Annotated in this window: 24 protein-coding genes; 2 read left to right on the forward strand and 22 right to left on the reverse strand. The window is 52.1% G+C overall.

The window, feature by feature from the left end:
* Positions 1-83: 83 nt before the first annotated feature.
* The 6 genes from GOM71_RS10070 to nrdI all read right to left on the reverse strand — a co-directional run bounded on the left by GOM71_RS10070 (position 84) and on the right by nrdI (position 5,442).
* Positions 84-743 carry an HAD family hydrolase gene (locus tag GOM71_RS10070; protein ID WP_156280512.1) on the reverse strand — a complete coding sequence of 220 codons (660 nt, stop codon included), beginning with the start codon at positions 741-743 and terminating at the stop codon, positions 84-86.
* Between the two features lie 27 nt (positions 744-770).
* A complete protein-coding gene (locus GOM71_RS10075; protein ID WP_156280514.1) occupies positions 771-1,037 on the reverse strand; it encodes a DUF2164 domain-containing protein in 267 nt (88 codons plus the stop codon).
* Positions 1,024-1,869, reverse strand: coding sequence for a PhzF family phenazine biosynthesis protein (locus tag GOM71_RS10080; RefSeq protein WP_367649540.1), 846 nt, complete (start codon positions 1,867-1,869; stop codon positions 1,024-1,026). The genes GOM71_RS10075 and GOM71_RS10080 overlap by 14 nt, the downstream gene beginning before the upstream one ends.
* A 68-nt stretch (positions 1,870-1,937) precedes the next feature.
* Entirely contained in the window at positions 1,938-2,894 is a 957-nt protein-coding gene (gene nrdF / locus GOM71_RS10085) for a class 1b ribonucleoside-diphosphate reductase subunit beta (RefSeq protein ID WP_156280518.1), read from the reverse strand.
* A gap of 117 nt (positions 2,895-3,011) precedes the next feature.
* Entirely contained in the window at positions 3,012-5,096 is a 2,085-nt protein-coding gene (gene nrdE / locus GOM71_RS10090; protein ID WP_156280520.1) for a class 1b ribonucleoside-diphosphate reductase subunit alpha, read from the reverse strand.
* On the reverse strand, positions 5,029-5,442 hold the full coding sequence (nrdI, locus tag GOM71_RS10095) for a class Ib ribonucleoside-diphosphate reductase assembly flavoprotein NrdI (RefSeq protein WP_156280522.1): 414 nt from the start codon (positions 5,440-5,442) through the stop codon (positions 5,029-5,031). The genes nrdE and nrdI overlap by 68 nt, the downstream gene beginning before the upstream one ends.
* A gap of 270 nt (positions 5,443-5,712) precedes the next feature.
* Between nrdI and GOM71_RS10100 the strand changes: the two genes are divergently transcribed.
* The gene (locus tag GOM71_RS10100; RefSeq protein ID WP_156280524.1) at positions 5,713-5,934 is read left to right on the forward strand and encodes a hypothetical protein; all 222 of its coding nucleotides are present in this window, start codon (positions 5,713-5,715) and stop codon (positions 5,932-5,934) included.
* 165 nt (positions 5,935-6,099) lie between these two features.
* The gene (locus GOM71_RS10105) at positions 6,100-6,699 is read left to right on the forward strand and encodes a thymidine kinase (protein ID WP_367649541.1); all 600 of its coding nucleotides are present in this window, start codon (positions 6,100-6,102) and stop codon (positions 6,697-6,699) included.
* A 216-nt stretch (positions 6,700-6,915) separates the two neighbouring features.
* Here GOM71_RS10105 and GOM71_RS10110 read toward each other — a convergent pair whose 3' ends face one another.
* The 16 genes from GOM71_RS10110 to GOM71_RS10185 all read right to left on the reverse strand — a co-directional run.
* Positions 6,916-7,677 (reverse strand): class I SAM-dependent DNA methyltransferase, encoded by a 762-nt coding sequence (locus tag GOM71_RS10110; protein ID WP_156280526.1) that lies wholly within the window; start codon positions 7,675-7,677, stop codon positions 6,916-6,918.
* A 3-nt stretch (positions 7,678-7,680) separates the two neighbouring features.
* Positions 7,681-8,613, reverse strand: coding sequence for a CvfB family protein (locus GOM71_RS10115; protein WP_156280528.1), 933 nt, complete (start codon positions 8,611-8,613; stop codon positions 7,681-7,683).
* Positions 8,610-8,957, reverse strand: coding sequence for a ribosome silencing factor (gene rsfS, locus GOM71_RS10120; protein ID WP_156280533.1), 348 nt, complete (start codon positions 8,955-8,957; stop codon positions 8,610-8,612). Before rsfS ends, GOM71_RS10115 begins: the two co-directional genes overlap by 4 nt.
* Before the next feature lie 58 nt (positions 8,958-9,015).
* Positions 9,016-9,582: a bis(5'-nucleosyl)-tetraphosphatase (symmetrical) YqeK gene (yqeK, locus tag GOM71_RS10125; RefSeq protein ID WP_156280538.1), complete on the reverse strand. Its 567-nt coding sequence runs from the start codon at positions 9,580-9,582 to the stop codon at positions 9,016-9,018.
* The gene (nadD, locus tag GOM71_RS10130) at positions 9,572-10,162 is read right to left on the reverse strand and encodes a nicotinate-nucleotide adenylyltransferase (protein ID WP_156280540.1); all 591 of its coding nucleotides are present in this window, start codon (positions 10,160-10,162) and stop codon (positions 9,572-9,574) included. Before nadD ends, yqeK begins: the two co-directional genes overlap by 11 nt.
* A gap of 44 nt (positions 10,163-10,206) precedes the next feature.
* Entirely contained in the window at positions 10,207-10,515 is a 309-nt protein-coding gene (yhbY, locus tag GOM71_RS10135; protein WP_156280542.1) for a ribosome assembly RNA-binding protein YhbY, read from the reverse strand.
* A 54-nt stretch (positions 10,516-10,569) separates the two neighbouring features.
* Positions 10,570-11,457 carry a shikimate dehydrogenase gene (gene aroE / locus GOM71_RS10140; protein WP_156280544.1) on the reverse strand — a complete coding sequence of 296 codons (888 nt, stop codon included), beginning with the start codon at positions 11,455-11,457 and terminating at the stop codon, positions 10,570-10,572.
* A gap of 36 nt (positions 11,458-11,493) precedes the next feature.
* Positions 11,494-12,618 carry a ribosome biogenesis GTPase YqeH gene (yqeH, locus tag GOM71_RS10145; protein WP_156280546.1) on the reverse strand — a complete coding sequence of 375 codons (1,125 nt, stop codon included), beginning with the start codon at positions 12,616-12,618 and terminating at the stop codon, positions 11,494-11,496.
* Positions 12,618-13,142, reverse strand: coding sequence for a YqeG family HAD IIIA-type phosphatase (locus GOM71_RS10150; protein ID WP_156280548.1), 525 nt, complete (start codon positions 13,140-13,142; stop codon positions 12,618-12,620). The genes yqeH and GOM71_RS10150 overlap by 1 nt, the downstream gene beginning before the upstream one ends.
* 165 nt (positions 13,143-13,307) lie before the next feature.
* Positions 13,308-15,566: a transglutaminase TgpA family protein gene (locus tag GOM71_RS10155; RefSeq protein ID WP_156280550.1), complete on the reverse strand. Its 2,259-nt coding sequence runs from the start codon at positions 15,564-15,566 to the stop codon at positions 13,308-13,310.
* Positions 15,563-16,813 carry a DUF58 domain-containing protein gene (locus tag GOM71_RS10160; RefSeq protein ID WP_156280552.1) on the reverse strand — a complete coding sequence of 417 codons (1,251 nt, stop codon included), beginning with the start codon at positions 16,811-16,813 and terminating at the stop codon, positions 15,563-15,565. Before GOM71_RS10160 ends, GOM71_RS10155 begins: the two co-directional genes overlap by 4 nt.
* A gap of 4 nt (positions 16,814-16,817) precedes the next feature.
* Positions 16,818-17,774, reverse strand: a complete 957-nt coding sequence (locus GOM71_RS10165) for an AAA family ATPase (RefSeq protein WP_156280554.1) — start codon at positions 17,772-17,774, stop codon at positions 16,818-16,820.
* Between the two features lie 157 nt (positions 17,775-17,931).
* The gene (spoVAE, locus tag GOM71_RS10170; protein WP_156280556.1) at positions 17,932-18,282 is read right to left on the reverse strand and encodes a stage V sporulation protein AE; all 351 of its coding nucleotides are present in this window, start codon (positions 18,280-18,282) and stop codon (positions 17,932-17,934) included.
* A 7-nt stretch (positions 18,283-18,289) separates the two neighbouring features.
* Positions 18,290-19,303 (reverse strand): stage V sporulation protein AD, encoded by a 1,014-nt coding sequence (gene spoVAD / locus GOM71_RS10175; RefSeq protein ID WP_156280558.1) that lies wholly within the window; start codon positions 19,301-19,303, stop codon positions 18,290-18,292.
* A 2-nt stretch (positions 19,304-19,305) separates the two neighbouring features.
* Positions 19,306-19,761, reverse strand: coding sequence for a stage V sporulation protein AC (gene spoVAC / locus GOM71_RS10180; protein ID WP_156280602.1), 456 nt, complete (start codon positions 19,759-19,761; stop codon positions 19,306-19,308).
* Positions 19,762-20,083: 322 nt separating this feature from the next.
* Positions 20,084-20,823: transposase (locus tag GOM71_RS10185; protein WP_156280561.1), on the reverse strand; the 740-nt coding region annotated here is incomplete at its 5' end.

A 20,823-nucleotide genomic window follows, 5' to 3' on the forward strand; every position in this document is an offset into this window, starting at 1 on the left:
CGGCTAAATCGAGCATGATAAACAAAAGCTGTCCCGCCTGTCGACGATCGACAGACGGGACAGCTTTTTATGTATGGCTGCATTTATTGTTCAAGCCATTGCAGCAGCAATTGCCGCAGATCCTCAACCGTTTCCGCTCTATGGCTCGGCTCCGCAAGCGTCAGTTCCTCGTCGCTGCCATAACCGTAGCCGACGCCAATGGACGGAATGCTATTTTTGTTCGCGCCGATAATATCGTGTTTGCGGTCGCCAATCATAATGGCGTTGGACGCATCCAGATTTGCCGTATCAAGCACATGACGGATCACTTCCGCTTTGTCGGTGCGCGTGCCGTCCAAGTTGCTGCCTCCGATAAAGTCGAAATAGGAAGTTATTTTGAAATAGTCGGCTATTTTCTCGGCAAAATAGGTCGGCTTCGAAGTCGCGACACACAAAACTGAGCCCCGTTCCTTCAACTCGCCCAGCAGTTCTGCAATGCCCGGGTATATTTCATTCTCGTACATGCCGCGATCAGCGAAATATTCACGATAGTGCGAGATGGCCTGCTTGGCTTCATCCTCCGAAAAGCCGTGCAGCTCCTTGAAAGTATCCTGCAGCGGCGGACCGATAAACGGCTCCAGCTCATCCAGGCTGTTAACCGGTATGCCGAATTTCTCTAGCGCAAACTTGACCGCGCTCGTAATGCCAAGCTTTGGATCGGTTAACGTTCCGTCCAGATCGAACAGTATCGTTTTTGTTGCCATTTGTTTCTCCCCCTAATTTATCTGTTTTCAGCCATTCGCATTCCGGTTCCCACGCTTTTGCTGTTCCATCGCATAAAGATCATCTTCAATACTTTGCATTTTTTCGATGACGGTTCGACGAGCATCGGCGATTGCCTGGTTGTAAACGATCGGCCCGAGCTCTGCCAGCATGTAATCAAGCAGTTGCTCCGCCGCGATGGAGCCGATCGTCTCCGACCGCTCCTGCTCGAAGTAGTGCTGCACGCGCTGGACCAGCTGCATTTTCTGTTCCCGTTCCAGCTTAAGCTTCATCATTGACGTTTCCTCCTTCAACAGCCGCATGTTCCAGCTGTCCTCTTACAACCATGACGGCTTGTCCGCCAAGCAGGACACGCTCTCCTTTAAGCTCGGTGCGGACTAAACCGCCTCTTGCCGAAGCTTGAAAGCCGGTCAAGCTCTCCTTGCGCAGCCGTTTGCTCCAATAAGGCGCAAGCGCGCAATGCGCAGAGCCCGTCACTGGATCCTCGTTCACCCCTAATTTCGGGTAAAACGCACGCGAGACGAATTCATAGCTTTGCCCTGCATCCGCCTTTGCCGTCACGATGACTCCTCTTCCCTCAAGCGTGCGCAGCAATGTCCAATCCGGCTGCAGTTCGCGAACAGTCCGCTCGCTGTCGACCTCAACTAAGTAGTCCATCCGGTTTTTGCCCGTATAGCGCGGAATCAAGCCAAGACCCTGAATAAGCGCTTCCGGGGCTTGTCCAGCGACAGACGGCTCAGCCGGGAAGTCCATCGTCATCCAATCGCCTTCCTGCTCATCCGCACGGCGAACGGTCAGCAGACCGCTCTTTGTTTGAAACAACGCTTCTTTTTCTTTACTCAATTTCCCAGTTTGCCACAGGGTGCAAGCAGCGGCAAGCGTTGCGTGTCCGCACAGGTCAACCTCTGCAAGAGGCGTAAACCAGCGCAGTCCATACCCTTCCTCTGCGGGCTCAACAAATGCAGTTTCCGACAGATTCATTTCAGCGGCAACTTGCTGCATCCACTGCGCATCCATCGGCTTCTCCAGCAAGCAAACAGCTGCCGGATTGCCTTTGAACGGCTTATCGGTAAATGCATCTACTATGCAGATTGGTATCGTTGTCACGGACAGATCATCTCCTTATTAAATAAAAAAGCAACCGGTTATGCTTACCGATTGCTCTTTGAAGTTCATTAGAAATTAAATACGAAGTCATCATCTTTCAGCTGCTCGACATGAACGGTACGAACGTAGCCGTTGCCTTTTTTGGAGAAAAAGTCATGCTGCTTCGTATGGGTGCTGATGCCGTTGAAGACGATCGGGTTGACCGGCTCTTCCGGGAAATGCGGCTCGAAGCCGAGGTTCATCAGCGCTTTGTTCGCGTTGTAGCGCACATAGGCTTTCACTTCATCCTGCAGGCCGATTGGGCTGTACAGGTTATCCGTGTACACCGCTTCGTTCTCATATAGCGTGTTCAAAAGCTCGTACAGCTCCGCTTTCAATTGCGCTTGCTCTTCGCTACTGAATTCTTGGTACAGCTCCTGCGCAAGAACACCGACATACAGGCCGTGAATGCTCTCGTCGCGAAGGATCAAGTCGATGATCTCGCCGCTGCTCGTCATTTTACCTTGGCCAGCCAAGTAAAGCGGATAGAAGAAACCGCTGTAGAACAAATAGCTTTCGAGGAATACGGAAGCTGCCATCGCCTTATACAGCTGCTGCTTCGTGCTGATGCCGTTGTACCACGAGGAGATCAGGTTTGCTTTCTTTTGCAGCTGCTCGTTCGTCTCTACCCATTGGAAAATCGCATCGATTTCCTCAGTCGAAGCAAGCGTTGTGAATATGCTGCTGTACGATTTGGCATGGATTTGCTCCATCATCGACATAAACGCCAATACCGCTTTGCGCTGCAAGCCGTCCACATGCTCCAAAATTTTCGGCATGCCGATGCCGCCTTGAATGGTATCGAGTAGCGTAAGTCCGCCCAGCACGTTTTTGTAGACGGTACGCTCGGTATCGCTCATTTCCATCCAGTCCATTTTATCATCGGACAATGGAATTTCTTCATCCGTCCAAAACTGCATGACGTTCTGCTGCCAGAATGTAAGTGTAAAATCGTCATCAGGACGGTTCCAGTTAACTGCTTTCATCGTCGAGTTTGCTCCTTTGCAAGCAAAAAGGCCTTCGCCGCCATTGAAGGCGGCGAAGGCCTTTTTGCGCGATTAGATGAGATTGTTATTCGTCCGCTAGCGGATAGGATGATTCGATTATACGGCGCAGCTTGTGCACTCCTCGACGGAGAGACGTTTCGTTCTCGTATAATAGAGCGATTTAAGTCCTTTTTGAGCAGCATAAATGTAGAAACGAGCCAGCTCGCGAGTCGTTACATTGCTGTTGACGTGGAGGACGGTCGAAATGCCTTGGTCAACGTGCTGCTGGATTTCCCAGATCAGGTCGATCAGCTTGAACTGGTCGATGTTGTAAGCCGATTTGTAGAACCATTGCGTTTCCGCGCTCAGGAACGGCATCGGGTAGTACGTTGTCGAGTTTGCGTAAGTGCGAGTCTCGATATGCTCAACGATCGGCATAACGCTCGATGTTGCATTTTGAATATAGGAAATGCTTTGCGTCGGCGCGATCGCAAGACGGTATGCATGGTACAAGCCGTATTTTTGCACTTTTTCTTTCAATGCAGCCCAGTCTTCCGGCGAAGGAATTTCCATGCCTTCAAACAGCTGCTTGACGCGATCAAGCTTCGGACGGAAGTCCGTCTCGATATAGCGCGTGAAATATGTGCCTTTCGCATACTCCGAACGATCGAAATCTTTAAAGGTTACGCCGCGTTCTTTGGCGATTTCCATACTTTGCTCGATCGAATAGAAGTTCATCATCATGAAGAACGTGCTTGCGAAATCTTTCGCTTCTTCGCTTTCGTAAGCGATTTTGTTTTTCGCAAGGTAACCGTTCAGGTTCATCGCGCCAAGACCGACGGAATGAAGCTCTTCATTGGCTTTGCGAACGCCAGGAGCGTTGTCAATGTTCGACAGGTCGCTGACCGTTGTGAGCGCTTCGATGCCGACATGGACCGATTCCTTCACTTTTTTGCGTTCCATGACGTTCACGATGTTCAGCGACGCCAGATTGCAGCTGATATCGCGTTTGATTACGTCGTCGGTGCCGTAATCATTAATCGTAGAAGTTTCTTGCACTTGGAAAATTTCGGTACAAAGGTTGGACATTTTGATGCCGCCGATGTCCTTCAGCGCGTGAACGCGGTTAGCGTTCGATTTGTTCATAATATATGGATAACCCGATTCCAGCTGAATCGAAGCGATCTTCGTCATCATGTCGCGAGCGTTCATCACTACTTTTTTCACGACTTTGTCGTTAGCAAGCAGCTCTTCGTACATTTCATCCATGTCCATGTCGTCCAGGTGGATGCCGTAAGCTTTGTGTACGGAATGCGGACCGAATACATGCAATTGCTTATTTTCCGCAGCCAGTTGGTAAAATTTATTCGGAATGATCAAGCCGATCGACAACGTTTTGATGCGCGTTTTCTCATCAGCGTTAATTTTTTTGCAATCAAGGAACTCAATAACGTCCCAGCCGAAAATGTTGTAGTAACCCGCGCCGGAGCCTTTGCGCTGGCCCATTTGGTCCGCGTAGGAGAACGCATCCTCCATCAGCTTCAATACCGGCATAACGCCTTTTGCCGCGCCTTCAACGCCTTTAATCGATTCGCCGCGTCCGCGCAGCTTCGACAGGTTGACGGCTACGCCGCCGCCGATTTTGGACAATTGCATGCAAGTGCCCAGCACGTAGTTGATCGAGTTGAGCGAATCGTCCATCTCAAGCAGGAAGCAGGATACCATTTCGCCGCGGCGGCTTTTGCCTGCGTTCAGAAACGTCGGAGTTGCCGGCTGCAAACGTTGCTCGATCATCGCGTCTGCAATGCGAAGCGCTCTTGCAGCATCGCCTTCGCCAAGGTGAAGCGCTACGATCGCTACGCGGTCGGAGTATTTCTCCAAATATTGCGCTTTGTTGTTCGACTTCATTGCATAGTCTTTATAAAATTTAGAGATCGCCATATAGGATTCGAATTGGAAGCTGCTGCTCTCTGTCAGCGTGAAGACTGCCTCCACTTGCTCATATGTATATTTGTCATATACATTGTCGTAATAATCGTTCTCTATTAAATAATCCAGCTTCTCGCGAAGCGAGCCAAACTTCATGCTCTTGCGATCGACTTCCTCCATGAAAGCGGCTACCGCCTCCCGGTCTTTATCCAATTGATAGAAGCCGTCCGCTCCGCGCTGCATTAATTCGTTGTTCAGTTCGATATGTTTCAATGGTCCGCACCCTTTCGACAAAATATTCCATATCTTGATTTGTTCCGGATAGTTCAAACTTCGAAATTACGGGTACTCCGAACATTTCCGAGATCGTATCCGCACTCTTGGCGAAGCCGTCTCCCCAGTTTCGGTTGCCGCTGGCGGACACGCCGCACAGATGCTCATAGTTCCGTTTCAGGAAGGACATCACCCGCTCAGGAACTTGCCCGAACCCTGTCGTATAAGTAACCAAAACGAATGGCTCGTCCACTGCGCCTTGCTCTTCAATCGGCAGCGCACGCATATTTAGTTTATTGATAAATCGCTTGACGTTTCCCGTCCGCGAATCATACATAACCAGCATGTTTATTTCTCTCTCCTCCGCCGAATAATAGCAATAGAAAAGCGCTTCTGACTGCTAGAAACGTCAAATGCGCTAGTAGACAACATCCTGTAATATCAACCGCAAACACTCAATATGTAGTCGATGTGTTTGATTCTACATCAATATATAGGACTCGTCAATGTAATTTATGGATAAACTTTTAACTCGTCTATTATCGGCACTCGACTATTTTAACAGATGCGGATATGATGGGATAGTGACATTTTATTGCTATTTTGGAGGATCGAAATGAGCGGAAATTTTACGCCTGAGCAGCTGCGCGAAACGGTGGAAAAGCTGTTCCGGGATGCCGGCTACGCCTTGCCCGAACTGCTCGCCGAGATCGAATTGCTGTCTGAGCAAAACGAGAAATTAAAACAAGAATTGAAGAAGCTGCGTCTTTCGTCGACGCGCTCGGCCTCGGCAGGAGACAAGATGAACAGCCGCCTGAAGGACGCTTTAAGAGAATAAGCGGATCATAGGGGCGGATTGAGAAATCGTTATTGCATCATGCGAAATATGTCATATGCCTCTTTTTTAGCGACGACCATTATTGCTAAAATAATACAAACGAAAGCAGCTTGCGACAAAAGCGCTTGACTGCATCTTGCATAGCGGAAGGAGCAAACGCTCGGAGTGGAACGTGGCATAGTTACCGTCATTACAGGCCCGATGTTCTCGGAAAAATCAGGCGAGCTAATACGCCGCTGCCAGAAGCTGGCGCAATTTGGACGAATGAAGGTGGCCGCCTACAAGCCGGCGGAGGATTATCGTTTTGGCCAAGCGGAAATTGTCAGCCGGATCGGCTACCGTTTGCCTGCCGCGAGCATTTCGCGGGAGCTGCCGGAAGATCAAATACGCAAGGTGTTGAAGGAAACGGAAGAGGCCGATGTCGTTGCTTTTGACGAGGTGCAATTTTTTGCCGAGCCGATTTTCGAGCTGATCTCGGCGCTTGCTGCCGGCGGCAAGCAAGTCATAACAGCCGGTCTTAATATGGATTACCGCGGCAAGCCTTTCGGCTCCATCGGGCAGCTGCTCGCCGTTGCGGATGAGATCGTGAAGCTTTCGGCATTTTGCGCGGTATGCGGAAGCCCGAGCGCTAACTTTACGCAGCGCGTTATTAACGGCCAGCCGGCGGAGGCTGGGCCGGTCATTCTGATCGGCGATACGGAGAGCTACGAGCCCCGCTGCCGCTGTTGCTTCTCGCCGCCGAAACAAGCGGCGGGGGAACAATAACGTTGCCTACAAAGGGCCGTTTTGGCGCTCAGGCTACGACAATAGAAAAAGGGTGTGCATCAGCTGTATGGCTGATATACACCCTTTTTCTATTGTCGCTGGCGCAGCCTGCCTTCCGGCGGCTCAGCTGCCGCCGCTCGAGCTACAATAGCGGAACTTTGTTCCGCTATCCCCCCCACTATGGCGGCCCAGCTGCCGCTCGACTGCCGCCCCGCCTTAGCGCCGGGCGACGAAAAACAGTCGCTCGGAATCCGAATCCGCAGGCTGGAGCTCAAAATCGGCGAACAGCTCGACCGCCGAGAAGCCGGCGCGCAGAAGCGCGGCCTTGATCCAGTCGGGATCGTAGGCCCGCTGCGTATGCAGCTCTTCAAAGCGTCGGAACCGCTCGCCTTGCTCCTGGGCAAATATCGTCAGCTGATGTTCGATTTCACAGCGCTCTTCGTCAAACTCGCATGTCCATATATAGGCGACTTCCTCTTCGTCAAGAACGAAAGGCTGCCCTTCCGCATACCGCTCAAGCACCGATGGAGCATGGACATCGAACATAAACAATCCGTCCTCCTTCAGCCCCTCATGCGCGGCGCGAAAAGCGGACTCGACATCTTCTTCCTCGGTTAGGTAGTTGATGCAGTCGCAGAACGAAATAACGCAATCGGCCGGCTCGGCAAGCTGCCAATCGCGCATATCCTGCTGCAGCCAGACAATCGAACCGCCGCGAGCTATCGAAGCGCTGCGGCGGTCGTCCCACTTGCTGCTTGCAACGGCCAGCATATCAGCCGACAGATCAATGCCGTATACGCTGCGGCCAGAGAGCGCAAGCGGAATGGCGATGCTGCCTGTTCCGCAGCCGAGATCGACAACGGTCGAAGGCTCGCCATAGCGCGCCCAGCAGCTTTCCGCAAACTGCCGCCACTTGTCATAGGGCATGTCTGCCATAAGCCGGTCGTAGACCGATGCAAATTGTCCGTAAGCATCCATGCGTTATTCCTCCGAGCCGTTATCGCCAGCGCTGTTTCCGTCCTTCTCGGACGGCGCAGGCTCAGCCAAATAAGTCCAGCTTCCCTTCTGCGTAACGAGCCCTTCCCGCATCAGCTTGCCAATCGCGCGCTTAAACGCAGATTTGCTAATTTGAAATTTTTGCTTGATCGCCTCTGCTGGAGATTCATCGGAAAATGGCATGCCGCCGCCTGGACGCTCTTTCATATAAGCTAGAATCCGGTCGGCATCCTCAAGTCTGCCCTCTTGCTTAAGCTTCGCCATCGCCAGGTTGACGCGTCCGTCCTCGCGAATAAACGCAACACGCGCAGACACCCGCTCGCCCAGCCGCAGCGGCTTTGTCCGTTCCGCGGCTGGGATAAGGCCATAAACGCCAAATCCGACGACGCCGCCGTCGACCAGCACGAATGAACCCATTTGCAGCGATTTCGTTACCCAGCCCTCAACCCATTGGTTGCGCCAAGCGCTCGGAGCGTCAAATACGAGCGGTGCAAGCTCGTCTTCGCCGGCAAGCTTCGCCAGCAGTCTTCCCGCCTTATCGTGACCGAGCACAACATGCACTTCGTCGCCCGGCAGCGGACGGTACTCCACCTTCTCCGGCAGCTCCGACAGCGGCAGCAGCAGCTGCCGGCCAAGTCCGATCTCAAGGAAACAGCCCAGACGCGGATGAACGTCGGCAACCTTCAGGCGGGCCATTTCGCCTAGCGTTATGTAAGGCTTTTTCATCGTAGCCGAAATGCGATCCTCCGTGTCGAAAAACAGAAACACTTCGATCTCGTCATTCAGCTTCGGCTTTTTGCCGACGAGCTCCGTATAATGCATCAGCACTTCCTGTTCGCCATCGGTCAAAAAATAACCATAGGGCGACACTTCGCGCGCCACCCTCAAATTTGCATACGTTCCGGCTACCCAGCTCATGCGAATTCCACAACCTTCGCGTCTGACCAGAGCCGCTCGATATTATAGTAATCACGTTCATCGCGATGGAAAACATGGACGATAACATCGCCGAGGTCAACCAGCACCCAGCGCGCCGAATCAAGCCCCTCGATGCCGCGCACCCGCACGCCGCGAAGCTCCGCCTGTTTGCGGATTTCGGTCGTAATCGCTTGTACCTGCGTATCTGAATTCCCGTGGCAAATGACAAAATAATCAGCCACTAAAGAAATTCCCTTCAATTCCAATGCGACGATGCGCATCGCTTTTTTATCATCTGCCGCAGCAACCGTCACTTGCAGCAGTTCTTCGGAATGTATCGTCATAGTCCAGCCTCCTTATGCTTTGCGAAGCTGACTGGCTTCGCAAGCGTCCTCATCACGTTTAATCTGCAATTTGCAGAAGCAAATCATTTCGCGCATCAACCGTCAGCGGAAAAATGCGTTTGCCCTTCGCGATCAAGAAAGAAATCGTCGAATCAAAGCCGGCGATCAATGCCCGTTCCAAGCTTTCAGCGCTCAACTCCCGAATCCGATCGACACCGGGAAAATCGCGGCTCGGCTCCATATAGTCCGCAAGGCAAACCACTTTGTCCAGCTTCGTCATGCCGATGCGGCCGGATGTATGACAGCGGATCGCATCCAGCACGTCCTTATCCGTAACGCCGTAATCATGCTCAGCGACCCAAGCTCCAACCTCAGCATGCCACAGCTCTTTATCATAATCGAGCAGCGTTAGATCGAGGTTGTGCTCGCGAATCATTTGCTCCATCCTCGTAATTTGCCAAAATTTCGCCACATCATGCAAAATAGCGGCAAGCTCGGCTTTTACAGGATCTTCGCCAAAACGCTCCGCAAGTATGATTGATGTTTTCATGACGCCCTCAACATGTATCCAGCGCCGTTCCGGCATTTCTGCTTTAACCGCTTCAATCATCTGCTCACGATTCATATAGCGCTCTCTCCTTAATGATCAGTTCCACAGCATCCGGAGCCAAATACCGGATCGAACGTCCAGCTTTTACCCGGTTCCGGATATCGGTTGACGATACGCCAATCGCCGGCATCGGAACGATGCGCAGCCTTTCCTGCAAAAAGCCAGGAAGCCGATCCGGCTCTGCAGGCGTGCCTTCTCTTTCCAGACCAATAAAGGAAACGAGTTCTGCAAGCTCCTCGATCCGATGCCATTGCTGCAGATCATTAATCCGGTCAGAGCCTATAATATAGGAAAAAGAGTGCTGCGGGTGCAGCCTCTTAAGCTCAATTGCCGTATCGACGGAATAGCTCATCCCGCCTCTGCGCAGTTCAATATCGACTGCATGAAACGACGGGTTTTGGCCAATCGCCTCCTCGACCATGCGATAGCGGATATCGCTGTCGACGCCAGGCGCATGATCTTTCAATGGAGGCTTAAAAGAAGGAATGAACCATACCTCGTCCAATTCGCACAGCTCAAGCGCCGTTTCCGCCGCGATGAGATGCCCGATATGAATCGGATCGAACGTACCGCCCATGATCCCGATTGAACTCATTCCTTCCCCTTCTTTCTTGATGCTTTAGATGCGATGCGGCAGGCTTAGCGGGTCGGCTTCGGCAGCTCGATTTTCCGATATTTTTCGTCGCTTGATTGCTTATAGAGTACGATTGTTTTGCCGATGACTTGCACGAGCTCAGCGCCTGACGCCTCCGCAACCTCTGCGCCGATCGCTCTCGGATCGTCCATGCAATTGTTCAGCACCGAAAGCTTAATCAGCTCGCGGACTTCGATCGCTTCTTCAATATGGCGGACAAGCTGATCGTTCGTTCCGCCCTTTCCGACCTGAAAGATCGGCTGCAAATGATGCGCCAACGAGCGCAAATGCCTTTTTTGTTTGCCAGTTAACATAATGTATGCTCCTTCTTCATTCACGTTCCATTCGTAAATAGGCGAGTTTTCCAGCTATCCGAGCGACGCGAGCACCGTTTCGCGCATCGCCGCAACCGGAGCCGCCTGCCCCGTCCAATATTCAAAGGCATAAGCGCCTTGATAAATAAACATGCCCAGACCGCCATGACTGCGGCAGCCGGATTTTTCCGCTTCCAGCAAAAACTTTGTTTTCAGCGGATTGTAGATCAGATCGCTGGCAACCGCTCCCGGCTTAAGCCAAGAGGCGTCGACCGGGCTTGCGTCCGTATTCGGATGCATGCCGACCGATGTCGTATTAATGACAATATCCGCTTCCAGGCATGCTTCCTGCAAGCCATCGAAAGTGACCGCCCGCAATTCCGCCTTATCGGCAAACGCAAGCGCGAGCTCGCGTGCGCGATCCTCCGTCCGGTTCGCAATCGTAATCGAAGCCGGATTTTCACCTGTCAGCGCATAAACGATACCTCGGGAAGCGCCGCCGGCGCCGATCACCACAATGCGTTTGCCCGCGATGTTCGGATCGGCCTCCTCTTTCAATGAGCGGACATACCCGATGCCGTCCGTATTGTAGCCGGTCAGACGCCCGTTGTCATTTACAATCGTATTGACTGCACCGATTGCTGCTGCGCCCGCGTCAATCTCATCCAAATATTTCATAATATCGAGCTTGTGCGGAATCGTTACATTAACTCCCCGCATGCCCATCGCTTTTACACCCGCGATAAAATCGCCCAGCTTATCGGCCGTAATATGATAAGCCGCATAAACGCCGTTCACGCCCGTTTCCCGGAAAGCCCGATTCATCATAATCGGCGATCGGGAATGGCGGATCGGATCGCCGATTACGCCATAAAGGACGGTATGGCTGTCGATCGTATTGCCGGCCGCTGCCGTATTGCCGTTCATCGTAGATTGATTCATACTTGCTCCTCCCCCAAGCCCGATGCTGCCAACTGCTTAGATAAGTGAATCCCGCAGCAGCACTTTAATACCTTTCGGCGCATACAGGTCGAGAATAGCTCCCGAAATTCCGTTCACTTGTATCCAGCCGAGACCGGATATGAACACATCCTTGTTCGCGCCGCGCGGCACGCGAAGCGAATGTCTCGTCCAAGCCGGCATTTCATCGAGCTCGGCACGGGAAGGCGCCCCAAGCAGCTCGCCGCGATGCTCGCTGTACAGCTCATCCGCTCGCTCCAGCTTCGTGCGATGCACATTCAACGCGTTCGAAATATAGAGGGTAAACGATTGGCGCTCACCTTCGACGAAGTCAAAGCGCACAAGACTGCTGATAAACAGCGTCTGCTTGTCGTTTAATTGATAGACGAGCGGCTTGATTGGCTTGTCCGGCAGCAGCGTTTGCAAGAAACTGCGCGGAACGATTTCCGTCATCCGCGACGCATAAACGATACCCGGTGTATCGATGATCGCTTTGCCGTCATCAAGCGGAATATGAATCGCGTCAAGCGTCGTTCCCGGATAACGCGAAGTGGTCAACTCCCGCTCCATATCGCTGTAATCGCGTATAAGACGATTGATCAGCGTCGATTTGCCGACATTGGTTGCGCCGACAACATAGACATCTCTGCCTTTGCGATGCCGATCGAGCGCCTCAATCACATGATCAAAGCCGATATTGCGTTTCGCGCTGCACAGCACAATATCCAAAGTGCGAAGCCCTTCCGCTTTAGCTTGCTTCTGCACCCAGTTGCGGATCCGGTTCAAGTTCATCGATTTCGGCAGCAGATCCACTTTGTTTACGACGAGCAGTACGGGATTGTTTCCGACAAAACGCTGCAGGCCAGAAATGAGACTGCCTTCAAAATCGTACAAATCGACAATATGGACAACCAGACTGTCCGTTGTCCCTATACTGCCGAGCAAACGCAAAAAGTCATCCTGGTCGACAGCGACCGAGGACGCTTCATTGTAATTGCGAATACGGAAGCAGCGCTGGCAAATGACAGGCTCCCTCTTCAACGCCGCTTCTGGTAAATATCCCGGCTCCTCCGGATGCTCCGATTGCAGCCGGACGCCGCAGCCAGCGCATGATGACTCATGCTCGCTGTGCAATTCCTTCATTATTTCGTCTCCCCCTCATACCATAACCCGCGCTTGCGCAGACGCGACAAAGCGATACGCTCTAAGAAGCGGTTCACCCGGGTCATGATTCCTTCATCAGCAGGAGCAATTGGCGTTACAAGAATCGTATACAATCCCATTCGATTGCCGCCTAGCACATCCGTCATCATCTGATCGCCAATAACAACCGCCTTGTCAGCCGGCAGATCGAGCACAGCTAACGCTTTGCGGAATGATTTGACTGCCGGCTTGCGCGCGGCATGAATGTAAGGGATATCTAACGGATTGGCAAACTTCGAGACTCTAGTCTCATTGTTATTCGATACGATAACGACTTTAAAGCCGCGCTCGCGTACGCCGTCCAGCCATTTGATCAGCTCCGGCGTAGCCAAAGCTTCCCGCGCGCCGACCAACGTATTGTCCAAATCGGTAATAATGCCGCGAACTCCCTTCGCGTACAGCTCGTCCAATTCAATATCATAAACCGTATTCACACGCATGTGCGGCAACAGCCTTTCGAACATAAGCGCTTGACCCCTTTGCTTTTCTCCTGCTATCTTACGAAACTATACCATATAACGTTAATTTGTTGCAAAGAAATACCGCCATCCAGGCAGCCCGGACGGCGGTCAATTGAAAAATATAAGACCGTATAAGTTTTTCTAACTGTTTCCGCTTTGTCTCTACTATTATAATTGCGTAATGATAGCCTTCACTTTGACGACAAATCGATCAGCTTCTTCGTTTGTCGCCTTGAAGGAACTGTATTTGGCCCGCTCGAACGAATCGAGCACTTCGCGCCAATCCTTCTGCGATTGCCCTTCGCTAGACCAGCGGTAAATCGCCTCTCGAAGCGTCTCGTGCTCTCCGCGATCGAAACCTTTGCGCTTGCATTTGCGCAGAAGCCGTTCTGTTTCCCAGACGATTCGTTCATCGGCTGTATACGAGCGGAAACGGAAAGTTTTCCATGCGGCGACGATCGCTTGACGTTTCCATACTGTCCAGAATGCCGCAAACAGCGCCAGCAAAGCAGCAATAGACCACATAGCAATAGTCAGCATAGGCGAGCTTTCCCGAACCGCGTCAGTTGCAGCCGAACCGTCGCTCAATTCGGTCAAATCAGTAAGATCGGTTGCTTTCTCTTCCGGCAGCGTGTACGGGAAGGAGAAACCGGCTGTTGCCTCGAACGGAATCCACCCGTAGCCTTCGAAATAAATTTCGACCCAGGAGTGGGCATCCGCATTGCGGACCGTATAGGTGCCTTCGCCATTTGGATTCATATCGGCTTCATCCGGCACGCCGGAATATCCTCGCGGACCGTATTCCGACGCCGGCAGCGTTCCCGGAGCAAAGCCTTTGACCCACCGCGTCGGCAGTCCAACGGACCGGGACATAACAGCCATCGTCGTCGAGAAATAGTCGCAATAGCCTTCCTTGAGTTCAAATAGAAACTGGTCGACGAAATCTGTGCTCTTGTTGCTCAGCTTCCCTAAATCCGGCTTATTCGTATAGGTGAAGTTATCTCGCAAATAGGTTTCCAGCAGCTTGGCGCGATCATAATCGTTCGTCGCGCCCGCTGTTATCTGGTCGGCGAGATCTCTTACCCGCTGCGGCAAGCTATCCGGCAGTTCTGTATACTGGCTGCCGATCTCAGCATCTACCCAGTTGGCATCCGCATTGCGCAAACCGGCTTCGTCCAGCGCCGTCACTTCGGACAGGATAGAATAGGCTTCAGGGTAAAGTGTCTTCGAGTCGCTTCTCGATTCATCAATCCACCGAAGCTCATTGACGCCTGGTTCCCATGCAAGAAAAGGAGGAAGCGACGCATCTGGATCTCCCGCCCAATGAACTTTCGTAATCGGCGCCGCGCCAAACAACACGGGATAAACGTCTTTTCGAATCATCGTCACCGTTTGCTCGATTTGCAGCGTCTCGGCAAGGCCGCGATCATAGCTTAGAGGGAGCTCCTCTTCCTTCGCTACGGCGACGGGATTGCCGGCATGCAATTCCTCTCCGGTTTCCCAGCCGGTTCCCGTATACAAGCTTTTCGTCTCGCCGCGCCAATAGCTGCGATGCGAGGTCGTCACCGTCATGACCGGCGTATAGTCGTAATTGAATCCTCCGCCAAGCTGCGAATCGTCCCTGCCGTATCCTGAGCTTGCATCACTTGTGCTTACATCTACTACGCTGCTCGACGCCTTATCGCCTAAGAAAACATTTACCCGTTCACCCTTCGACTCTTTCCAAAGCGTGTACGGGTCTTGCAATAGCGGCGACACGGTCGGCATCAGCAAACCGATGCTCATTAGTATGGACAAGACGATCGCCACTGGAACGAACAGCTGCAGCGGATATTCGATCAGCTCTTGCCAGCTGCCGGGATGGCTGCGCTCCAGCCGATGCAAATGGTCGGCGACAAGCCATAGCAAACCAATCAGCACGACCCATGCGACTTGATCCCACAGCCAAATTGGCGTAAACGAATCCGCAATCGTTAGGGCAAGCAAATTGGCGCTTACGTATCCGATCATTCTGGCCCTTGTTGAAACCCAGCGATAGAACAGCAAATAAATGAGCACGCTTGCTCCGGCAATCCAAATGAACGGATGCAACTGCTTGCTGTAAAACCAAAGCCGGTCAGCCCATTCGTTCCAGCTTTCAGGTTTGCCGTAAAGCTTCTCAATACCGGCATAGGCCGCCGTTGAAGCAATAAGCAGCAAAGCTTGAACACAAATTTTTATCGCATGAGCTCTTCTCGGCAAGAGCAAATCAACAGCCATCGCGGCAAGCATCGCCATGCTGACTATGGAAAACGTCTCTTCCCACCAATAGCCTTCAAAGATCGAAATCGTATTTAAGATCATAAATCCGGCAAATAAGCCGGAAATGCGGACGTACCAAGTTGGCGCCGCCTGCTTTAGCATATATTTCAGCAATCGAAAGATCATGCTCCGCTGCCCCCTTCAAGCACTGTCGGCAGCTCTTGAAGCTGCTGCACTGCAAACACCGGCCAACCGCGGGAGCGAAGCAGCTGCCTCCAGCTCTCATCCTGCCTGATATACCCGACTGCTTTGCCGACCTGCAGCAGACATGGCGTCAATCCTTTGCGGAACAGCCATTCCATCGCGCGGATCGCGTCGTTCCCATTAGCTCCGGTAATCAGCACGGCAAATGTTCCAGGCTCCAAATAGGACTCGCCCTTCAGCAATGACTTATAAATCGTATGCCCGGCATCAGCTTCAACAAAGGTGAGATGCTTCATGATCGCATTCCGTTGATCGATCCCCGACTTTGGCTGCAGCATCGTCATTTGCGCGCCCACGGACAGCAGTCCCATCGCAGTATCGCCCTTCAATCCGTTGTCCAGAAGAGAAGCGGCCACTGATACAGCAAGCTCGAACCGATCGTCCAAAGGGGCCGGATAGTCGCCTGCGTACCGATCGAGAATGATAACGGTGCGCGGGAGCGATTCCCGTTCGAACGCCTTCGACTTCCAGTCGCCCGTCTTCGCCGTCGCGTTCCAATGAATGCGGGACAGCTTGTCGCCGTATAAATATTCGCGCACGCCGTTAATTTGCGTCGTTTCCTTTGACGAGCGCGAAGCAATAGCATGCGAGTAAGGCCCGCGAATGCCTCGCTGTACACCATGCCATTGCCGAAGCGGAACGGTTTGCGGCAGCACGCTGAAGGAGGCTTCCGAGCCGAAACGTCCCGAATGTTCAAATAAGCCGAACACATCATGCGCCAAGCATTGCGTCGTCTGGAACCGGTATTCGCCGCGCTGCAGCGGAGGCGTAGAATAGACCACCTCGCCCGATCGCTTCCAGTTCGGGACAAAGGAAGCTTCAAAGTCGAGCGTTTGTCCATTATGCCGGTAAATCCGGTCGCGCACCAGCACGTACGGGATCGGATAAACGCCCGGCACCTTTATCGACAGCTGCACCTCGACGGAGCTTCCGGCTGTCAACGATTGCTCCACAAGGACGGACGATCCCTGCTGCCTGTAACTGCGATTGCCAAATGCCCTTCCGATCCCGCTCCACCTGCCTAGCAGCAAGTAAAGCAGCAAAACATTTAAAATCATGAAAAGCATGAATGCGGTTTTGCCGCCTTGAAATAAGAAATAGCATAAAGCCGCGGCATAAATAAGAACGATTACCGCCCAGCGTTTTTTCTCACTCTTCTCCTTAGCCATCGCATCACCGTTCCAGTCTTACCGGCACTTTCGTGCTGTCAAGCACTTGTGCGATGACATCTTCAGCCCGCATGTTATTCATTCGCGCTTCCATATGAAGGAGCAGCCTGTGGGAGAGCACGTACGGCGCTATCCGTTTGATGTCGTCAGGCGTAACGAAAGCGCGTTGCTGCAAGTAAGCGCTTGCCTTCGCCGCTTTAGCAAGCGCAATCGCTGCCCGCGGGCTTGCCCCAAGCTGAACACTCGCATGCTCTCGAGTCGAGCGGATAATTTTAATCAAATATTGGCCGACCGCTTCATCAATATGCACTTGCCGCACTTGCGACTGAATACGAATGATATCTTCGATTTCGGATAATTGGGCAATCCGGTCAGATGGCTGGGATACACTCTCGGCAAGCACCATTCGCTGTTCGTCCGCCTCGTTCGGATAACCGAGAGACAGCCTCATCATAAACCGATCCAGCTGGGCTTCGGGCAGCGTATAGGTGCCTTCAAATTCAATCGGATTTTGCGTGGCAAGCAATATAAAAGGCAGAGGCAGCGCATAGGTGTCGCCGTCGACCGTCACATGCCCTTCCTCCATCGCCTCAAGAAGCGCGGATTGCGTCTTCGTTGTCGCCCGGTTAATTTCGTCGGCGAGCAAAATATTAGTCATGACAGGACCGGGACGGAACAGAAACTGCTCTTGTTTCGGATGGTAAATCGAAACGCCTGTTATATCGGTAGGCAGCAGATCCGGATTACACTGGATGCGCCTGAATTGACCGCCAATCGCTTTTGCCAGCGCTTTCACAAGTTGCGTTTTTCCTGTGCCTGGCACGTCCTCAAGCAAGACATGTCCACCTCCGATGACAGCGATCATCAGACGTTCGATTTCCTCTTGTTTTCCCAAAATACAACTGTTAAGGCTGTTAAGAATTGATGAGCATAATTGCATATCTGCAAGACGTGCTTCCATGTACTTGACCTCCCGCGGAATAATTAGCATCTGCCATTCATAGAAATAGTGAATTTAGTACTATTTTACAGCACCCCCAACTGATGCACAAATATGATGTATACCAAAAAAAATTGGAGAATCCCACAGTTTAGACGGGATTCTCCAACTTTTTGTTTCAGCCCTTTGGACGAATGACAAGCGACGCCAAAAAGGAAAAGATAATCGCCGCCGAAACGCCGGCGCTCGTTACTTTAAAGATGCCGGAAATGACGCCGATCCATCCCGATTCCTCCAGCTCCGTCAGCGCTCCATGAACGAGCGCGTTGCCGAAACTTGTAATCGGAACCGTAGCGCCTGCGCCGGCAAATTCGACTAACGGCTCATACAATCCGACGCCGTCAACAATAGCGCCGATGACAACCAGCGTAGCCATTGTATGCGCCGGAGTCAGCTTAAACACATCGAACATCAGCTGCCCGACAACGCAAATGGCGCCGCCAACTACAAATGCCCATAAAAACTGCATTTCGTTCTCATTCCTTTCCGCTGCTAATCGCAACCGCGTGCGCAATGCAAGGTATGCTCTCGCCCTGCTGATAGGAGATTGGAGAAAGCAATGCCCCCGTCGCAACAACGAGTATCCGGTTAAGCTCTCCTCTGGCGATCCGCTTCAGCAAGTGACCATAAGTAACCGTAGCCGAACAGCCGCAGCCGCTTCCGCCGGCCTGCACTTTCTGCCGGTTCACATCGTAAATCATTAGCCCGCAATCACCGAACACGGTTTCGTCCATCGGCACGCCGTTTCTAAGCAGCAGCTCTTTCGCAATCGGATGGCCGACACCGGCCAAATCGCCGGTCACAATTAGATCGTAATCCTTAGGGGTACGCCCGGTATCGTTAAAATGCGATTGAATCGTATCGACGGCTGCAGGCGCCATCGCTCCGCCCATATTAAACGGATCTGTAATGCCGAGATCGACAATTTTACCGACGGTGGCGCATTCAACGACCGGCCCTTCGCCTGTTTGCGCGACGACTGCGGCTCCGGCTCCTGTTACTGTATACTGCGCCGTCGGAGGCTTTTGCGAGCCGTATTCCGTTGGATACCGAAATTGCTTTTCCGCCGTGCAATTGTGGCTGCAGGTGCCAGCCAGCGCATAATTGGCAGACCTTGAATTGACCATAAGCGAGGCGACGGCCAGCGTCTCCATCGAGGTCGAACAAGCCCCGAACATGCCGAGATACGGGACCCCAAGCGAGCGGGCGGCAAAGCTGTTGCTAATAATTTGATTCAGCAAGTCGCCGCCGACATAAAATTGCAACTGGTCCTTGCTTATACCCGCATTCTGGATCGCAAAATCGGAAGCCTGCTCCATCAACAGCCGCTCCGCCTTCTCCCAGCTTTTCTGCTGCATATCCAGTTCTGGGTGCACGAGATCAAAATCAGCAGCCAGCGGACCGTCTCCCTCGTCAGGCCCGACAACGGACGCAGCGCCGATAATGACAGGGCGATTCTCGAACCACCATGTTTGATTGCCCCGCAGCATAATTAATGACCTCCGTTTGTACCGAGCAGCAGATGTGCAATTCCGACGAAGAACGCCGCCACTGTGCCGTAGACGATAACGGAGCCGGCCAATTTAAACATATTGCCGCCGACCCCAAGCACAAGTCCTTCGCTGCGGTGCTCAAGCGCGGCGGAGCACATCGAGTTGGCGAAGCCGGTTACCGGCACGGCGGTTCCCGCTCCAGCCCATTGGGCAATTTTATCGTACACGCCAAGGCTCGTCAGAATAACGGAAATGAGAATTAACACGGCAACGGTCGGGTTGCTCGCGTCCTCCTTGCTCATGCCCATTAAATAAATAAACATCTCCTGAATACATTGGCCTAACACGCAAATCATGCCGCCAATTAAAAAAGCTTTTAAGCAATTTGCGAAAATCGATCGCGAGGGCTCGCGCGTTTTTGCAAATGCCTGATACTCCTTTGGCGACATCGACATCTTTTTATATTTGCCGTTCTGTGCGCTGCTGTTAGATGACAATGAAGTCCCTCCTTACATCAGGATCTTTGAGCTTGACATCGGGATCTTTGAGTTTACTCAAAGTCACTCTGCTTTACTCAAAGTCACTCTGCTTTACTCAAAGTCACTCTGCCTTACTCAAAGTCACTCTGCCTTACATCAGGATCTTTGAGCTTGTTAAATTCACTCCAAATTCAATTGCTTCCTTCCTCATTATTTGTCAGAACAGAATGAGATATGTATGGCAACTATTCCGCATTATAGGCAAAGGCAAAAAAAAGGGGCCGTCTAGCGCGGAGAGCTATCCCCGCAACGCTATTTTTAGATTTTTATCCTTTGCAGCTTTCTTCAGCAAATGATGGGCAAGTGAAAGCCACCCGACCTCTAGACTGACTTTCGGCAAGCCTCGAAGCAGGAACCGGCGGAATCCTCGGTTATTCTTGATTGGGCCAAACACACGCTCTGGTTCGTGCATGCGTCGAACCGATAATGCATATCCATCCTCGCTCTTTAATTGCTCCCTCGCTTGTCGTTTGAGGCGAAGATATTCCATGCTAACCTTTATTTCACGCTCGCCTTGTGCCTTCGTACATCGTTCCTTCAGCGGGCAGCCTTCACAGGAAAGGCTGCGATAATGGCGAGTGGTAATTTCATAACCACTTTCCGTGGTACTTCTGCTTTCATAACGGAATAGAAGTTTCTGTCCTGCTGCGCATGTCCTCGTGTCTTCTTTCTCGTCATACAACCAATGCTCGAATTTGCTAATGTCTTGCTTCCACGCTTTGGTATTTTCTTTGTGATAGGTATTGTATTTAACAAGTGCCCGTTGTTCCTCAGACTCCAGGTAAGCATAGTTTTCTTCACTTCCATAACCTGCGTCTGCAATGATGGTTCCCGGCAATTGACCAAGCGATGCTTTCACTTTGTCCAGGTGTGGCTTAAGACAACGCGTGTCTGTTGGGCGTTGGTGAAGGCTGTAACTAAGGATGAACTGATCTTCTGTTCCAATCTGCACGTTATATCCCGGCTTCAATTGTCCAT

It is taken from the genome of Paenibacillus sp. NEAU-GSW1 (genome assembly GCF_009737085.1).
Lineage (GTDB): Bacteria > Bacillota > Bacilli > Paenibacillales > Paenibacillaceae > Pristimantibacillus.

Coding starts and splice junctions, on each gene's coding strand:
- GOM71_RS10115 (WP_156280528.1), bottom strand. CDS start 8,613: ATGAGCTGGGTAGCCGGAACGTATGCAAATTTGAGGGTGGCGCGCGAA.
- spoVAD (WP_156280558.1), bottom strand. CDS start 19,303: ATGCTGCGGGGCAATCAAACATGGTGGTTCGAGAATCGCCCTGTCATT.
- nrdI (WP_156280522.1), bottom strand. CDS start 5,442: ATGCTGGTTATGTATGATTCGCGGACGGGAAACGTCAAGCGATTTATC.
- spoVAE (WP_156280556.1), bottom strand. CDS start 18,282: ATGCAGTTTTTATGGGCATTTGTAGTTGGCGGCGCCATTTGCGTTGTC.
- GOM71_RS10070 (WP_156280512.1), bottom strand. CDS start 743: ATGGCAACAAAAACGATACTGTTCGATCTGGACGGAACGTTAACCGAT.
- spoVAC (WP_156280602.1), bottom strand. CDS start 19,761: ATGTCGATGTCGCCAAAGGAGTATCAGGCATTTGCAAAAACGCGCGAG.
- GOM71_RS10110 (WP_156280526.1), bottom strand. CDS start 7,677: ATGGATGCTTACGGACAATTTGCATCGGTCTACGACCGGCTTATGGCA.
- aroE (WP_156280544.1), bottom strand. CDS start 11,457: ATGAATCAATCTACGATGAACGGCAATACGGCAGCGGCCGGCAATACG.
- GOM71_RS10165 (WP_156280554.1), bottom strand. CDS start 17,774: ATGGAAGCACGTCTTGCAGATATGCAATTATGCTCATCAATTCTTAAC.
- GOM71_RS10150 (WP_156280548.1), bottom strand. CDS start 13,142: ATGTTCGAAAGGCTGTTGCCGCACATGCGTGTGAATACGGTTTATGAT.
- GOM71_RS10155 (WP_156280550.1), bottom strand. CDS start 15,566: ATGATCTTTCGATTGCTGAAATATATGCTAAAGCAGGCGGCGCCAACT.
- GOM71_RS10100 (WP_156280524.1), top strand. CDS start 5,713: ATGAGCGGAAATTTTACGCCTGAGCAGCTGCGCGAAACGGTGGAAAAG.
- nrdF (WP_156280518.1), bottom strand. CDS start 2,894: ATGAAAGCAGTTAACTGGAACCGTCCTGATGACGATTTTACACTTACA.
- GOM71_RS10160 (WP_156280552.1), bottom strand. CDS start 16,813: ATGGCTAAGGAGAAGAGTGAGAAAAAACGCTGGGCGGTAATCGTTCTT.
- yqeH (WP_156280546.1), bottom strand. CDS start 12,618: ATGAAGGAATTGCACAGCGAGCATGAGTCATCATGCGCTGGCTGCGGC.
- GOM71_RS10075 (WP_156280514.1), bottom strand. CDS start 1,037: ATGATGAAGCTTAAGCTGGAACGGGAACAGAAAATGCAGCTGGTCCAG.
- rsfS (WP_156280533.1), bottom strand. CDS start 8,957: ATGACGATACATTCCGAAGAACTGCTGCAAGTGACGGTTGCTGCGGCA.
- yqeK (WP_156280538.1), bottom strand. CDS start 9,582: ATGAATCGTGAGCAGATGATTGAAGCGGTTAAAGCAGAAATGCCGGAA.
- nadD (WP_156280540.1), bottom strand. CDS start 10,162: ATGAGTTCAATCGGGATCATGGGCGGTACGTTCGATCCGATTCATATC.
- yhbY (WP_156280542.1), bottom strand. CDS start 10,515: ATGTTAACTGGCAAACAAAAAAGGCATTTGCGCTCGTTGGCGCATCAT.